14 protein-coding genes are annotated in these 15401 nt (G+C 72.6%); 2 read left to right on the forward strand and 12 right to left on the reverse strand.

Annotated elements, in window-relative coordinates; genetic code table 11:
- Window positions 1–8: 8 nt before the first annotated feature.
- Both ACME2J_RS15960 and mfd read right to left on the reverse strand, forming a co-directional pair.
- Complete coding sequence (locus tag ACME2J_RS15960) at window positions 9–1220, reverse strand: peptidyl-prolyl cis-trans isomerase (protein WP_495545926.1); 1212 nt, start codon at window positions 1218–1220, stop codon at window positions 9–11.
- Complete coding sequence (gene mfd, locus ACME2J_RS15965; protein WP_495545927.1) at window positions 1217–4648, reverse strand: transcription-repair coupling factor; 3432 nt, start codon at window positions 4646–4648, stop codon at window positions 1217–1219. Before mfd ends, ACME2J_RS15960 begins: the two co-directional genes overlap by 4 nt.
- 198 nt (window positions 4649–4846) lie before the next feature.
- On the opposite strand from mfd, the gene ACME2J_RS15970 reads away from it, so the two are divergent.
- The gene (locus ACME2J_RS15970; protein WP_495545928.1) at window positions 4847–5662 is read left to right on the forward strand and encodes a ferritin-like domain-containing protein; all 816 of its coding nucleotides are present in this window, start codon (window positions 4847–4849) and stop codon (window positions 5660–5662) included.
- A gap of 73 nt (window positions 5663–5735) precedes the next feature.
- On the opposite strand, the gene ACME2J_RS15975 is transcribed toward ACME2J_RS15970, so the two are convergent.
- From ACME2J_RS15975 to ACME2J_RS16010, 8 genes are all read right to left on the reverse strand, one after another.
- Complete coding sequence (locus ACME2J_RS15975) at window positions 5736–7286, reverse strand: alkaline phosphatase D family protein (protein ID WP_495545929.1); 1551 nt, start codon at window positions 7284–7286, stop codon at window positions 5736–5738.
- A gap of 59 nt (window positions 7287–7345) precedes the next feature.
- Window positions 7346–8101: a class I SAM-dependent methyltransferase gene (locus ACME2J_RS15980; RefSeq protein ID WP_495545930.1), complete on the reverse strand. Its 756-nt coding sequence runs from the start codon at window positions 8099–8101 to the stop codon at window positions 7346–7348.
- A gap of 33 nt (window positions 8102–8134) precedes the next feature.
- Entirely contained in the window at window positions 8135–8809 is a 675-nt protein-coding gene (locus ACME2J_RS15985) for an MBL fold metallo-hydrolase (RefSeq protein ID WP_495545931.1), read from the reverse strand.
- Window positions 8810–8818: 9 nt separating this feature from the next.
- Window positions 8819–9406: an aminoacyl-tRNA hydrolase gene (gene pth, locus ACME2J_RS15990; protein WP_495545932.1), complete on the reverse strand. Its 588-nt coding sequence runs from the start codon at window positions 9404–9406 to the stop codon at window positions 8819–8821.
- Between the two features lie 21 nt (window positions 9407–9427).
- The gene (locus tag ACME2J_RS15995) at window positions 9428–10108 is read right to left on the reverse strand and encodes a 50S ribosomal protein L25 (RefSeq protein WP_495545933.1); all 681 of its coding nucleotides are present in this window, start codon (window positions 10106–10108) and stop codon (window positions 9428–9430) included.
- A 67-nt stretch (window positions 10109–10175) separates the two neighbouring features.
- A complete protein-coding gene (locus ACME2J_RS16000) occupies window positions 10176–12095 on the reverse strand; it encodes a glycoside hydrolase family 2 protein (RefSeq protein WP_495545934.1) in 1920 nt (639 codons plus the stop codon).
- A gap of 58 nt (window positions 12096–12153) precedes the next feature.
- A complete protein-coding gene (locus ACME2J_RS16005; protein ID WP_495545935.1) occupies window positions 12154–12609 on the reverse strand; it encodes a hypothetical protein in 456 nt (151 codons plus the stop codon).
- Between the two features lie 39 nt (window positions 12610–12648).
- Window positions 12649–13383, reverse strand: a complete 735-nt coding sequence (locus ACME2J_RS16010) for a hypothetical protein (protein WP_495545936.1) — start codon at window positions 13381–13383, stop codon at window positions 12649–12651.
- A 153-nt stretch (window positions 13384–13536) separates the two neighbouring features.
- Here ACME2J_RS16010 and ACME2J_RS16015 point away from each other — a divergent pair, with 153 nt between their 5' ends.
- The gene (locus ACME2J_RS16015) at window positions 13537–13836 is read left to right on the forward strand and encodes a DUF4235 domain-containing protein (protein ID WP_495545937.1); all 300 of its coding nucleotides are present in this window, start codon (window positions 13537–13539) and stop codon (window positions 13834–13836) included.
- A 3-nt stretch (window positions 13837–13839) separates the two neighbouring features.
- Here ACME2J_RS16015 and ACME2J_RS16020 read toward each other — a convergent pair whose 3' ends face one another.
- Both ACME2J_RS16020 and ACME2J_RS16025 read right to left on the reverse strand, forming a co-directional pair.
- Window positions 13840–14154: a hypothetical protein gene (locus ACME2J_RS16020; RefSeq protein WP_495545938.1), complete on the reverse strand. Its 315-nt coding sequence runs from the start codon at window positions 14152–14154 to the stop codon at window positions 13840–13842.
- 394 nt (window positions 14155–14548) lie between these two features.
- Window positions 14549–15401 (reverse strand): ribose-phosphate diphosphokinase (locus ACME2J_RS16025; RefSeq protein ID WP_495545939.1); only part of this gene is annotated, 853 nt, incomplete at its 5' end.

Raw genomic sequence — 15401 nt, forward strand, 5'->3', positions numbered from 1 at the left:
CCTCCGCACTACGGCTGCGCCGGCGCCTGGTCCGGTGTCGGGACCTGCTGGGAGTTCGAGTCCGGGGCGGGCTGGGCGCCGCCGCCCGGCGTCGTCTCCCCGTCCTCCTCCGGCGCGTTCTCGCAGTCCTGCGTGACGAAGCCGTCGCGGCAGTTCGTCTTGTCCTTCCACTTGTCGCGGAAGTCCTCGACGAACGTGTCGAGCGCCTCCTGCTGCCCCTGCGAGACGAGGAGCTGGCGGATCGTGTCGGCGGCCTGCTGCACCGTCTGCTGCGAGGCGTCGGTGATCTTCTGCACCTTGAAGACGTACCAGCCGAACTGGGTCTCCACGGGGCCGACGAGCTCGCCCTTCTCGGCCGAGAAGATCGCCTCGTCGAGCGCCTTCTCCTGCTGGCCCTTCGCGACGCCGAGGAGGACGCCGCCCTGGTCCTTCGTCGCCTCGTCGGTGGAGAACCGGCGTGCGACCGAGCTGAACGACTGGCCGGACTGCAGAGCGTCCTTCGCCTGCTCGGCCTGGGCCTTCGTCTCGGTGAGGATGATCCGGAGGTCGCGCCGCTCGGGCTGCGCGAACTGCTCCTTGTTCTCGTTGTAGTAGGCGCGGATCTCCTGGTTCGTCACCTCGTCGCTGCCCTTGGTGACCTCGTCGCGGAGCTTCGTCGAGAGGAGGTCGAGCTCGACCCGCGTGTAGAGGTCCTCGAGCGTCATCCCGGAGGTCTCGAGGAACTCCTTGAAGTCCGCCTCCTTCGGGAACGACTGCTTCTTCGTCTCCTCGAACTGCTTCTTGATCTCGGCGTCGCTGACCGAGACGTCCTGGTCCTCGGCCTCGCCGCGGATCCACGCGGCCGAGATGAGGAACTGCATCACCTGGTCCTTGAGACCCTCGTACTCCTGCTCGCACTGGGTCTTGAACTGGGCCGCCGAGGGGTTCGGCTGGCCCTCCTCCGGCTTCGGGGCGTCGCGGCGCTTCTGCGCGATGCACTCGGCGAAGTCCGGCGGCTGCGGGACGACGACGTCGGCACGCTCGCCCTCCTCGCCCTCGGCGGGCGGCTGGGTCGAGATCGCGGCGACCTTCATCCAGTGGTTGAACTCGGTCCGGGTGATCGCGGTGTCGTCGATCTTCGCAACGGCGTTGCCGGGGACGGCATCGCCGCAGGACGCGAGAGCGAGAGCGGACAGCGCGACGACCACCGGAGCCGCCAGGGAACGTGTGGCTCGGGTCATCTGACCCCGGATGCTACCGAGGCCCGCACCGCCGCGAGCAGGTCGTCGGCGGCCTGGACGACGGCCGGGAGCCGCTCCTCCGGATCCTTGGGGACGCGGAAGCTCACCTGCGCGCGCCCCGGCTCGATCTTCACCTCCGGGGCCCGCTCGCGCAGAGCCTCCTCCTGCTCGGGCTCGAGCTCGATCGGCGTCACGGCGAGGAGGTCCCCGCGGAAGCTCACCGCGCGCGCACCGGCCTGGCCGAGCTTCACGCGCGCCTCCTGCATCGCGATGAGCCGGTCGACCGGCGGGGGGAGCTCGCCGAAGCGGTCGGCGAGCTCGTCGCGCAGCACGCCGAGGTCCGCGACCTCGCGGGCGCCCGCGATGCGCCGGTGGACGTCGATCTTCGCCTGCTCGTAGGGGATGTAGTCCGCGGGGACGTACGCGTCGACCGACACGTCGAGCCGCACGGGCTCGGGCGCCTCGTCGGCGTCGTCGCCCTCCGCCGCGCGGACCGCCTCGTCGAGCATCGACATGTAGAGCTCGAAGCCCAGGGCGGCGACGTGGCCCGACTGCTCGTCGCCGAGCAGGTTGCCCGCGCCGCGCAGCTCGAGGTCGCGCATCGCGACCTTGAAGCCGGCGCCCAGCTCCGTGTAGTCGGAGAGCGCGGTGAGGCGCTTCGTCGCCTCCTCGGTGAGCGCCGCCGCGGCCGGATAGAGGAGGTACGCGTACGCGCGCTCCCGAGACCGGCCGACCCGCCCGCGGATCTGGTAGAGCTGCGACAGGCCGAACATGTCTGCCCGCTCGACGATGAGCGTGTTCGCCTGCGGGATGTCGATCCCCGACTCGATGATCGACGTCGCGACGAGCACGTCGGCCTCGCCGCGCAGGAACGCGAGCATGCGCTTCTCGAGGTCCTGCTCGTCGAGCCGGCCGTGCGCGACCTCGAACCGCATCTCGGGGCAGAGAGCGCGGAGACGCTCGGCCGTCTCGTCGATCGTCTCGACGCGGTTGTGGAGGAAGAACGCCTGACCGCCGCGCTGGCGCTCGCGCTCGAGCGCCTGCTTCACGAGCTCCTCGTCGTACTCGCCGACGTAGGTCTTCACGGGTCGGCGCCCCTCCGGCGGGGTCTCGATGACGCTGATGTCGCGCAGCCCGGCGAGGGACATCTGCAACGTCCGCGGGATCGGCGTCGCGCTCATCGCGATGACGTCCACCTTGAGCTTGAGCTGGCGGAGCAGCTCCTTCTGCTTCACGCCGAAGCGCTGCTCCTCGTCGACGATGATGAGCCCGAGCTCCTTGCCGCGGACGTCGCGGCCGAGGAGGCGGTGCGTCCCGACGAGGATGTCCACCCGGCCCTCGTTGAACGCGGCGACGGCCGCCTTCTGCTCGGCGGCGGACCGGAAGCGGCTCACGTGGTCGACGGTGAACGGGTAGTCCTTGAGGCGCTCGGAGAACGTCCCCATGTGCTGCTGGGCGAGGATCGTCGTCGGCGCGAGGACGAGGACCTGCCTGCCGTCGTCCGCGGCCTTGAAGGCGGCGCGGAGCGCGACCTCCGTCTTGCCGTAGCCGACGTCGCCGCAGACGAGCCGGTCCATCGGCCGGCCGGACTCCATGTCGCTCTTGACGGCCTCGATCGCGTCGCGCTGGTCGGCGGTCTCGGTCCAGGGGAACCGCGACTCGAACTCGACCATCCACTCGGAGTCGTCGGGGAAGGCGTGCCCGGTCCGGCGGCGGCGCTCCGCGTAGAGGTTGATGAGCTCGCCGGCGAGCGCCTGCGCGGCCTTCCGCGCGCGGGACTTCAGGGTCTCCCAGCTCTTCCCGCCGAGCTTCGAGAGCGAGACGGCGGAGCCCTCGCCGCCGGCGCCGACGTAGCGGCTGATCTTCGCGAGCTGGTCGACCGGGAGGAAGACCTTGTCGCTCCCCGCGTACTCGAGCTCGAGGTAGTCCCGGGTGATGCCCGCGACCGTCTTCGTCTCGAACCCGGCGAAGCGCGCGATGCCGTGGTCCTCGTGGACGACGATGTCCCCGGTCCGCAGGTCGGCGAAGGACCGCAGCGCCCCGCGCCTCGCCGGCCCGCGGCCGCCGCCCGCCATCGCATCCTCGCGCTCCTGGCGACGGCGGCGGAAGAGCCGGTGGTCGGGGACGACCGCGAGCTTGATGCCGGGAGCGACGAACCCGTCGCGCAGCCGCGCGCGGGCGAAGTCGACGACGTTCGACCGCGCGGCGTCGCGGCCCGGCGCCGTCACGTCGGCGCCCTCGAGCCACTCCCCCTTGAGGCGGGCGAGGTTGAAGGCGGCGCGCTCGCCGTCCCCCCGCCGCGGCCACGTCACGACCGTCCGGTAGCCGGACCGCATGAGCTTCTCGAGCTCGGGCTCCGCCTCCTTGAGCGACCGGGCACCCGTGTCCGGGGACTGGGCGCGGAACTCGATCTCCTGGTCGCCGCCGAGCGAGGTGAGGCGGATGCGCGCACGCTCGGCGAGCGTCGCCTCGATCGACTCGGGCCGCACGTAGAGGTGGTGGGCGTCGGCGTCGTGGAACGCGGCGCAGACGTCCTGCCAGTGGTCGGCGAGCGCCGGGCCGACCTCCTCGTCGGCCGCGAGGAGGACCTCCGCGTCACCGGGGACGAGCTCGAGGAACGCGCGGAAGCGCTCCACCGGGAGGATCTCGGCGATGTCCGGCCGGTCCTCGTCCTCGGCGAGCGCCGCCATGTCCGCCCGCTCGCGGTCCTCGAGCCGCAGCTCCGCGGCGGGCGCGATCTCGACGCGCTCGAGGTCGTCGAGCGAGCGCTGCGTGAACGTCGAGAAGCCGCGCAGCGACTCGATCTCGATGTCGAAGAGGTCGATGCGGACGGCGCGGTCCTCGGTCGCCGGGAAGACGTCGACGATGCCGCCGCGGATCGCGAACTGCCCGCGGTCCTCGACCTGGTCGACGCGCTCGTAGCCGGCGGCGACGAGGTCCTCGGCGAGCTCGTCGGGGTCGACGAGGTCCCCCACCCCGAGGCTGAACGGGGCGGGCCGCAGCTCCGGATCGGGCACCTTCTCCGAGAGCGCGACCGCGCTCACGACGATGACGGGCGGCTCGGCCATCGCGTCGTCGTCGCGGGCGGCGGCGGCGAGGGCGTCGAGCGCGGCGATGCGCAGGCCGACGAGGTGCGGCGCGGGCGCGAGGTGGCTCTCGTAGGTGACGCCGCGCGACGGGTAGAAGCGCACCGGGCGCGGGGCGAGCCAGGCCGCGAGCTCGCTCGCGAGCTCCCGGGCCTGCCGGTCGTCGCCGGCGACGACGACCGCGGGCCTGCCCGCCGCGAGCGCGCCGTCGACGCCGTCGAGGAGGCCCGCGATGAGGAACGGGCGCAGCGACTGGGAGACGAAGGCGGTGCCGCCGTCGCGCGCGAGGCGCACGGCGTCGTCGCTGGACTGGAGGTGGCTGAGGAGGGGGCGGAGCGTCATGGAGGAGGCCCCACCCGGCCCACGGGCACGCAGATCGACCGCGCGGGGGCGCGGCCGGTGGGGTCCCCTGAGGATACGGGTCGGCGTCTTGGCGCCTCCGGCACATGTGCCCGTACGCGCGCCAGATCGTGAGCCGGAGCGCCCGCGGGCGCGCTACCCGTCGCACAACGATCGCGCGCGAGCGCGCAGGAGGCACGCATGTCCGAAGTCAACAACCACATCTTCGAGACGATCGACCGGCAGAACGGCGACAAGTCGGCGGCGACTCGACGCCAGCTCGTCAAGGGCACCGCCGCCGCGCTCGGGTCGATGGGGCTGCTCGGCTACGCGACGAGCCCGGCGTTCGCGAAGGTCGACACCGCCGAGGAGAACTCCGTCGAGAACCTCACCGCCGTCGCCGCGACGGCCGAGGTCCTGGCGACCATCGTCAACACCGTCGGCGCCGAGCTGCTCGGCCCGCAGATGGACGCGGTGACGCGCCGCAACGTGCGCGCCGCGGCGCAGCAGGAGAAGAACCACTACGAGCTCCTCACGTCGGACGCCGTGGGCGCGAAGGCCGTCACGCAGACGATCTACGTCCCGAACTCGATCTTCTCCTCGGTCGACAACCTCCTCACCGCCCTCGTCGTCGGCGATCAGGTCTTCGTCAACGCCTACCTCCTCGCGACGACGGTCTTCGCGCGCCAGGGGACGCTCAGCGGCTCGAAGTTCGCGCGCTACTCGGCGGAGATCATGGCCGTCGAGTCCGTGCACAGGGCGCTCGCGCTCCAGTCCCTCGGCAAGCTGGGCAACGACCGCGTCTACGCGAAGTTCGCGCAGCGCGAGGACGTCCTCGGCCTCCCGACGACCGGCGTGCCCGGCTTCTTCAGGATCTCGGAGGCCGTCGCCCAGCTCGAGTCGGTCGGCTTCGGCTTCGGCAAGCCCGGCAACGTCCCCGGCACGCCGTACGACTACGCGACGGTGGCCGCGCGGACCCCGATCGACGGCACGGTCAACACGATCAGCATCTCCTAGCCACCCGCGGGACGCCGAACCGGATTCCTGGGGCGCCATGGCGCCGCAGGAATCCGGTTCGGCCCCGCGGCGCTCAGCGCAGGCGCTCGACCCGCGTCGAGCCGGACTCGACGCGGAAGCTCGCGATCGTGCGGACGGGGCTCTCGCGACGGCGGATCGACTCCGCCGCGCGGAAGTCCACCCGCAGCTCGCCCCGGCGGCACTCCATGACCCCGTAGCCGTGGCGGTTGAAGTTCGCGTACGCGTAGTGGGGGTTGAGGAGCGTCGCCGAGGCGAAGAGCGGCTCGGTGATCGGCCGCGCGTCCTCGCCGCCGACCGCGTCGAGCGAGCTGCTCGTCATCGAGCCGCCGACGAACTCCGTCGCGCCGGGCACGCCGCCGGCGCGCCCCGTCGACGTCACCGTGCCCGCGAAGTACGTGTGGATGTCACCGGTCACGACCGTCACGTCCTTCACCCCGCGGTCGACGATGTGCGAGACGAGCTCGGCCCGCTCGGCCTCGTAGCCGTCCCACGCGTCGGGGTTGACGCCGTTCCCGTTCGGGACGTCGAGGGACATCAGCATCACCTGGTTGGCGAGGACCTTCCACTCGGCGGTCGAGCGCTCGAGGCCCGCCTTCAGCCAGCGCTTCTGACCGGCCCCGAGGATCGTCGAGCGGTCGGCCTTGCGGTACGTCCTCGTGTCGAGGAGGAAGACGTCGGCGTTGCGACCGAGCCGGACCTTGCGGTAGACCCGGTCGCGGTCGGAGCCGATCCGCTCGACCGGCATGTTCTCGAAGAAGCCGAGAGAGGCGTTGCGGCGGCGCTCCGCGTACGGGATCCGCCGCACCCGCGTCGTGCCCTCGATGTCCGGGCCGCCGTGGTCGTTCTCGAACTCGTGGTCGTCCCAGACGGCGAGGAGCGGGTGGGCGGCGCGCACCGCGCGCAGGTTCGCGTCGGAGTGGTACAGCCGGTACTTCGCCCGGTAGTCGGCGAGCGTCTCGGTCTGCCCGTTCTCGCCCGAGGACGTCGCGTCGCTGCGGCCCTCGAGGTCGGACGCCGTGTTCGTCTCGTAGATGTAGTCGCCGAGGGAGACGACGAGGTCGAGGTCCTCGTCCGCGAGACCGGCGTGCCCCGTGTAGTAGCCCGCCCCCCAGTTCTGGCAGCTGAAGAAGCCGATCCTCACGGGTGCGCGGCTGTCGCGCGGGAGCGCGGTGCGGAACCGCCCGACGGGACTCGTCGTCGACCCGGTCTCGAAGCGGTAGAAGTACCGCTCCCCCGGCTGAAGCATGCGGCCCCGCACGCGCGTCCGCGCCGTGAAGTCGCGGACGGCCGCGGACCGGACCTCCTCCCGGTGGACGACCCGGCGGAAGTCCTCGTCGGTCGCGATCTCGAGCCGCAGGCGTCCGGAGCGCTCGATGTCGGCGACCTGGGTCCAGAGCGTGATCCCGCGCGTGTTCGGCTGGCCCGAGGCGACGCCGGCGGGGAACGTCCCGGTCGGCAGCACCGCCTCGCGGGCGATCTTCTTCGCCGCGGCCGTCTGCGCGGGGCGCACGCCGCCGAGGGCGATCGTCGTCGCGGCGGCGGCGCCCGCGCCGAGCAGCGTGCGCCGCGAGAGGAGGAGGTCGTCGGTGTCTCGTGTCGTCATGACCGCCCGGAGGGTGACGAGTGAACGCCGTCGTTCGGTGAACGCGGTGTGAAGCGACCCTACGCGACCGCGTCGACGTTCAGCCGGACGTACCCGATCGTCGCGGGCGTGCCGAGCCGGTCGAGGACCGCCTCGACGAACGGCTCGCGCAGTTCGCCGGGCAGCTGCTCGAGGTGCGCGCCGAGGACGATCGTCCGCAGGTACGTCGCCGGCTCGTCGGGGACGACCGGCTCGGGATGCAGCCACGCGTCGGCCGCCGCGAAGCCGGCGGCGCGCAGCCGGGCGACGGTCGTCTCGGGGGACGCGAAGTTCCAGGGCCCCGCCCACCCGGCGAGGTGCTCAGCGAACGGCCCACGGGCGCCGACGTCCTCGGCCGCCGCGTGGACGTTCGCGACGTTGCCCTCTCCTCCGCACTGCGCGACGAGCCGCCCGCCCTCGCGCAACGCGGCGCGCAGCCGGCGGAAGAGGAGGTCGTGGTCGCCGATCCAGTGGAACGTCGCGGTCGAGAGGACGTGGTCGACGGGCCCGTCGGCGCCGAGGTCGAGCTCGGTGAGGTCGCCCACGCGGAGGTCGACGTCCGCGCCGAGGCGCTGCCGGGCCGCCGCGATCATCTCGGGCGAGCCGTCGACGCCGATGACGCGCCCGCGCGGGAGCCGCTCCAGGAGCGCGGCGGTGACGCGTCCCGACCCGCAGCCCGCGTCGAGCACCGTCTCGTCGCCGGCGAGGGCGAGCCGGTCGAGCACCGCGCGGCCCATGCGCTCCATCGGACCGCTGATGCGGTCGTAGGTCGAGCCGTCCCAGCCGCGCGTGATCATGCGCAGCAGGATGACGTACAGATGTACGTGATGTCAAACGGACTGGCAGAACTCGCGGAAGCGGCCCCCGTCGCGCTCGGGCGGACCGTGCCCGAAGAGGACCGTGCGCGCCCCGAGCCCGCCGAGCCGACGCGCGGAGCGGCGGTTCTCCTCCGGGTCGGGTGTGAAGGTGTCGAGCGGGAGCCGCAGGCCGCGCGGGAACCCGAGGAGCGGGTGCTGGTTGTTGAGAACGTCCCCGAGCACGAGCACGCCGTCGCTCTCGCGGAAGAGAGCGACGTGCCCGGCGCTGTGGCCGGGCACGTGGAGGACGGTGAAGCCGGCGACCTCGTCGCCCTCGACGACCTCGCGGTCGATCGGATGGCCCGGGCCGAGCATCACCTTCGCGAAGACCCGGTTGATGAGCGCGTCGGGCTGGCGGCGACGGATCTCGGCGGTGTCCTCGCAGGCCGCCCGGTCATCCGGGTGGCACCAGAACGGGATGCCGAGCTGCTCGCAGACGGCGTGGCTCGCGCCGACGTGGTCGGGGTGCGCGTGGGTCGCCAGGTGGGCTCTCACCGGCGACGGGCCCCGCCTGCACGCCTTCAGGATCCGGCCCGCGTCGAGCCGCGTCATCGCGTCGACGAGGACGTCCCCGACGAGGTAGCAGTTGATCGCGTGGCGCGGGAGACCCGAGATGAGGCTGACGTCGTCGGCGACCTCGCGCACCATGCGCCGAGCCTACTGCGCCGCGTCCCCCATGACGATGCGCTCCGCCGCGTCGGCCGCCTCGGCGACGAGCGCCTCGACCTCCGCCTTCGGCTGCCGCCAGCGCCCGAGCACGTAGCTCGAGACGATCTCGGGATCGGTCGTGTCCGGGCGCCCGATGCCGATCCGCACCCGCTGGAACTCGGGCGACCCGAACGCCGCCTTCAGCGACTTCAGCCCGTTGTGACCCGCGAGCCCGCCGCCGAGCCGCGTGCGGATGTCGCCGAACGCGAGGTCGAGCTCGTCGTGCAGGACGAGGACGTGGTCGAGGTCCACCTTGAGCGCCCCGCGCGCCGGCCCTGCCGCGCGCCCCGACTCGTTCATGAACGTCTGCGGGAGGAGGACGCCGACGCGCGGCCCGCCGGGGCCCGTCCGGCCGTCCGCGTAGCGGCCGGAGAAATGGGGCCGGAGCTTCCCGAGGTCCCAGCGGCGGACGAGCTCCTCGGCGACCTGGAAGCCGACGTTGTGGGGCGAGCCCGCGTAGCGGTCCCCGGGGTTGCCGAGTCCGACCACCAGCCAGTCGACCGGCGTCGCGGTCTTCTTCGCGCCGCGCAGGCGCACGATCAGGTCGGCGCGCGGTCGCTACTCGGACTCGTCCGCGCCCTCGGCCTCGGCCTCGGCGGACTCGCCGCCCTCGCCGACGACCTCGGTCTCGGTCTCGATCTCCTCGCCCTCGGCGGACTCGTCGACGCCACCGCGGATGCGCGGCGGGGTGATCGTCGCGAGCGTCGTCTCGTCGGGGTCGTCGAGGAACGTGACGCCCGCGGGCGCCTCGATCGCCGAGAGGTGCAGCGACTCGTTGAGGCCGAGGCCGGAGACGTCGACCTGCACGGAGCCGGGGATGTCGTTCGGGCGCGCCTCGATCGTGAGCTCGCTCACGAGCTGCTGGAGGACGCCGCCGTCGATGACGCCGGGCGCGTCGTCGCCGCCCACGAGCTCGACGTAGGTCGTCGACTGGATCGGCTTGTCGAGGTCGACGCGGAGGAGGTCGACGTGGAGGACGTCGCCGCGGACCGGGTGGCGCTGGGCGTCCTTCAGGATGACCGGCTGCGAGGAGCCGCCGTCGACCGTGACGTCGAGCACGGCGCCCGAGGCGGCCAGCGCATGGCGGAGGTCGCGCTCACCGACCTGGACGGCGATCGCCTCGCCGTCGCCGCCGTAGACGACGCCGGGGACGAGGCCCTCACGGCGCAGACGGCGCGTCGCGCGGGAGTGTCCCGGGACGCGGGTGGAGAGCTCGAGCGTGCTGGCGGAGTCGGACATGGGCGACGACGGAGGGTAGCGAACGGACGCCGTCGCGCGCGCCGTGGCGCCCGCGACGTCGCCTCGCTCAGCGACCGCGCGAGCGGACTTGCGCCGTCGACCGGAAGATCCGCTGGACGTCGAAGAAGGCCGGCTTGCGCACCTGGTCGAAGGTGATGAGCCCCTTCTGGTGGATCGGGGAGTTCGGACGGGGGTTGCCGCCGTCCCAGCCCGGGCGCACCCGGAACTCCTCCAGCGCCCAGTAGACCGCCCCCGAGAGCCACGGCTTCGTCGCGTAGACGCCGAGGTGGTAGTTCACGAACCACTGCTGGTGCTCGAAGGTCCCCTTCTCCTCGACGGGCCCGCTGCGGTTCGCCTCCGCACCGAACTCGCTGATGACGATCGCCTTCTTCGGGTAGCACGCGCGCACCTCGTCGAGGTACTCGGTGAGCAGCGACGGATCGGCGATCTGGCCGTTGGGACCGGGGTACCACCCGAAGTACTCGTTGATGCCGATGACGTCGAGGGGCTCGTAGCGCTCCTGGCACCCCGCCGCCGGGTAGCCCGCGACGGCGTAGCCGACGGGACGGGTGGGATCGAGCTCGCGCGCCTCCTCGGCGGCGTTCTTCAGGTAGGAGCCCTGCACCGGCCCCGGGCGCGCGCTCAGCTCGTTGCCGACCGACCACACGATGATCGACGGGTGGTTCTGGTTCACGCGGATGTTCTCCACGAGCTCCTTGCGGGCGAGCTCGCGGACCTCCTTCTTCGCGAGGAACTCGGTCTTCACCGCGTAGACGGGGATCTCCGACCACACGAGGAGGCCCTCGCGGTCGGCGAGCTCGTGCATGTACGGGTGGAAGGGGTAGTGCGAGCGGATGAGCGTCGCGCCGAGGTCCTTCGCGTTGCGGACGATCCGCTCGCGGACGGCGTTGTCGATGGCGAAGCCCCGCTCCTTGTCGTCCTCGTGCAGGCCGACGCCGCGGAAGTTCACGCGCTTGCCGTTGAGGAGCAGATGCCCGTTGCCGTCGACCCGGATCGAGCGCACGCCCGTCCGCAGGGTGTACCGCGCCACCGTGCGGTCGCCGACCCGCGCGGTGATCCCGGCGTTGTACAGCGTCGGCTTCGAAGGGCTCCAGAGCTTCGGGTCCCGGACGGTGATCGTCTTGCGGAAGGTCGCGAACTCCTTCGGGCCGACGGTCTTCGTGCCGAGGTCGACGCGGCGGGAGCCGAACCGGCTGCGCAGCCGCACCCGGCGGGAGGCGTCGTCGAAGTTGCGGACGGTCACGCGGTACTCGACCCGCGCGTCGCACGTCGAGCACGGCAGGACCGGCCGGACCTGGACCGAGGAGAAGTCGATGCGGTCGACGCGCCGCAGGTACACCTCGCGCTGCAGGCCGCCGTAGTTCCACCAGCCGCCGGTCGGCACGCCGGTGATCGAGAGCCCGGAGGGCGGGAAGTCGCCTCCCTGGCGGCGGTTGTCGACGCGGAGGACGAGCCGGTTCGTGCCCGTGCGCTTGAGCGCCGACCGCGGGATGCGGATCTCGAACGGGAGGTAGGCGCCCCGGTTCGACCCGATCGGCTTGCCGTTGAGCCACACGCGCGTGCGGTAGTTGACGCTCTCGAAGCGCAGCACCCAGTGGAAGCGCTTCGCCCGGCTCGGGAGGCGGAAGTCCTTGCGGTACCAGCCGACGGTGCCGGTCATCGACTCGACGGACTCGTCCGTGGCGTTCCACACGTTCGGCGCCGACGTCCGCACCCAGCCCTCCGTGGCCGTCTCGCGCTGGTAGCGCTGGTCGAGCCCGACCCCCGTCGGGTCGAGGCGGAAGAGCCACGACCCGCCGAGGAGATAGCGCCCGGAGGGGCCGTTCTCGTAGAGCGTGCGCTGCGGCGGCGTCTCGGCGCCGTCCAGCTTCCGCTGGGCGGCGGCCGGCGAGGGCAGCGCGAGCGCCGCCGCGACGAGGGCGAGGGCGGCGGCGACCGGGACGGTCGGGACGGTCATTCGACGCATGTCGCGGGTGTTCTATCCGGTCGGGCGGTCGTCCCGTCGCAGTCCCCCGGGGGCCGCCTCATTCGCAGGACGCCTCGTTGCCGATCGGCAGGCTCACGGCGAGCACCTCGACCGTGTGGCCGGAGAGGATGCTGCCGTCGCGGCGGACCCTGAGGCACTGGACGACGGTCGTGCGGCTGTCGACCACCGTCCACGCGACGCGGGTGGTGCCCTCGGCCCCGGCGAGGGCGTAGGACGTGTCGGAGCGCAGGTTGAGGATCTTCACGTCGCCGCGACGGGCGACTCGGCGCGTCGCCGCGCGCACGCGCGCCGCGCAGGCGGGATCGCGGCGGCACGAGGGGTCGAGCTCGTCGAGCACCAGCTCGGCGTCGCCGCTCGCCTGCGCGGCCACGACGTCGAAGACCGCCTCGCGCTCGGTCGACTCGGTGCCGAGCCAGCGCGCGAGCGCGACGCTCGCGAGGAGGAAGAGCAGGACGCCGGCGACGATGGCGGCGGGACGACGAGGACGGCGCATGGCGCGCGGGGACGCTACCCGCTCCTCACGGCCGTCGCGTCAGGACAGCGGGAGGTCCTCGTCGAAGCCGCTCATCTCGAGGAAGCGCCGGACGGAGATCTCCTGGTGCTCGATCTGCTCCGCGAGCCGCCGCGCGTGGTCGGCCGCTCGGTCGCGGAAGTCCTCGAGGCAGCGCTCCGGGTCGTCGGGCAGCGGGTAGATCTGCGCGACGTCCTGCTGGAGGCACGCGATGCCGAGCGGCGGTCGGCCTTCGGAGAGGGTGCGCGCGCCGCACACCGGCAGGACGGTGACGCCGTCCTGCGGCGAGACGAGCGCGACCGGCATGAGCCGAGGGGCCGGGACCGGGACGCCGAGGTCGACGGAGCGGTCGACGCCGACGGGGGTGTCGGCGAGCGCCTCGAGCGCGTCGCGCCACAGCGCGAGCACCGTGTCGGCCGCGACGAGCGCGTCGCGGAGCGCACGCGCCTGGTCGGCGTAGAGATCCTGGGCGGCGTCGGCGTCGGGCGCCTCCGCGAGGTCGAGGTCGCAGGGGACGCGGAGGAGCTCGCGCGCGGGCACCGCCCGGCCGGCGCCGAAGCCGCCCGGGGCGACGTAGGTCTGGATCGTCCCGAGGTCGAGGCGCCCGTGGAAGACGACCGTGAGCGACTGCGCGAGCGCGAGGCCCTCGACGCGGAGCGCGAGCGCAGCTGAGGACTCCGGGTCGAGGAGCGCGCGCCGCAGCAGGTCCTCGGCCTCCTCGGCCTCTCGACGGGGCTCCGGCTCCTGCGCGTCCATCCAACGTCCTCCGATCTGTGACGACCGATGCTGACGTGTCGCCGACACCATGGTTATCGACCGGGTGGACGGTTCGCAACAGGCGACCCCCGACACCCTGGCCGCACGCACGGCGAGAGCGTCGCGCCGACGCGCCGTGGGTAGGCTGCGGGCATGGCTCGTCTCCTCTACAAGCCGTTCGGCTTCGTCGTCGGGTTCATCGCCGGCAAGCTCGCCGCGAAGGTGTTCGCTCTCGCGTGGGCGCGGATCGACCCGCAGGACACGGGCGCGATGCCACCGCGCACGACCGAGATCGACGCGCCGGTCGGCAAGGCCGTCGCCGCCGCGGTCGTCGAGGGCGCCGCGTACATGGGGACCCGCGCGGTCGTCGACCGGGTGGGCCTGCAGACCTTCTACTACCTCACCGGCCTCTGGGCCGGCGACAAGCCCGAGAAGGAGTCGGCGACGGCCTGAGGCTCACCGCGCGCGGACGACGAAGCCGCGCGCCGCGAGGGTCTCGAGCGCGTCCTCGAACGCGCCGAAGTCCCGCGCGAGGAGGTGGTCGAGCGGCCGCCCGGACGGTCCTGCGGTGCGCAGCCACCGGCGCAGGGCGTCGGGATGGACCCTCTCCCCCGCCTCGGAGGTCAGCGCGAGCAGGATCGGCACCTCTGGACGGTGCTCGAGCGAGTCGCCGCCGATGAGCGTGAGCGGGTCGACGTCGAGGACGCGGCACAGCTCGTCCTCGTCGAGCCCGAGGCGGTCCATGAGCACGGAGGCGGCGGTCGCGGTCATGGTGCGTATGGAAGCAGGCCCGGCAGGCGCGCCGGAGGCGACGTGCCGCGCTTCCTTCCCGCTGAGCGAGAAGTATGCGCGGCGCGCCGCGGGGATCGTCCGCGCAGGCACGGCGCGGCCCCGCGGAATCCGCCACGGATCGTCGTGCCTGCGTGGACGGCGCGACTCGGGATAGTGCGAATGCACGAACCGGGTCGCGGCGTCCGCGCAGGCTCGGCGAGACGTCGCGGATCGAGAGTCCCTCACGAGGAGCACGCCCGCAGGCGGCCGGCTCGCGGCGCCGGACCGCCACGGGGCGAGGCGGCCAATGCCACCAGCATCGGCCGCCTCGCCCCGCGCCACCCGGCATCCACGATCCGGGCGCCTGCGAACGCACTCCGGTCGTGAGGGACTCTCAGAAGAGCTGGTTCTCGCCGCCGAAGACCTCGCTCACCGAGTCGTCGGTGAAGATCCGGCGGATCGAGTCGGTGAGGAGCTCGGCGCAGCTGAGCACGCGGATGTTCGGCGGCGGGTCCGGGCGCAGCGGGATCGTGTCGGTGACGACGATCTGCTCGAAGCCGCTCGCGGCGAGGTTCTCGTACGCCTTGCCCGAGAGCACCGGGTGCGTCGCGGCGGCGTAGACCCGAGCGGCGCCCTCGTCGAGGACGGTCTGACCGGCCGCGCGGAGGGTGCCCGCCGTGTCGATCATGTCGTCGAGGATGACGGCGGTCTTCCCCTTCACGTCGCCGATGACGTAGCCGATCTCGGCGACCTGCTGCGCGGGGCGCTCCTTGTCGAGGATCGCGAGCTCGGCGCCGAGCTTCACCGCGAACTTCTTGTTGAGCTTGACGCGCCCGGCGTCGGGAGCGACGACGACGAGGTCGGAGAGCCCAAGGTCCTGGAAGTACTGCGAGAGCATCATCAGCGCCGTCATGTGGTCGACGGGCACGCTGAAGAAGCCCTGGACCTGACCGGCGTGGAGGTCCATGGTGAGGACGCGGTCGGCGCCGGCGGACTCGAGCATCCGCGCGACGAGCCGGGCGGTGATGGGCTCGCGCGGCGAGCTCTTCTTGTCCTGCCGCGAGTAGCCGAACCACGGCGTCACCGCGATGACGCGGTGCGCCGAGGCGCCGACGGCCGCGTCGATCATCACGAGGAGCTCCATGAGCGCGTCGTTCGCCGTGACCCCGGTGGCCGGGTTGCCGCACGTCGGCTGGACGATGAAGACGTCCGCGCCGCGGATCGACTCGTCGTAGCGGCAGTAGACC

Source organism: Paraconexibacter sp. (genome assembly GCF_059438195.1).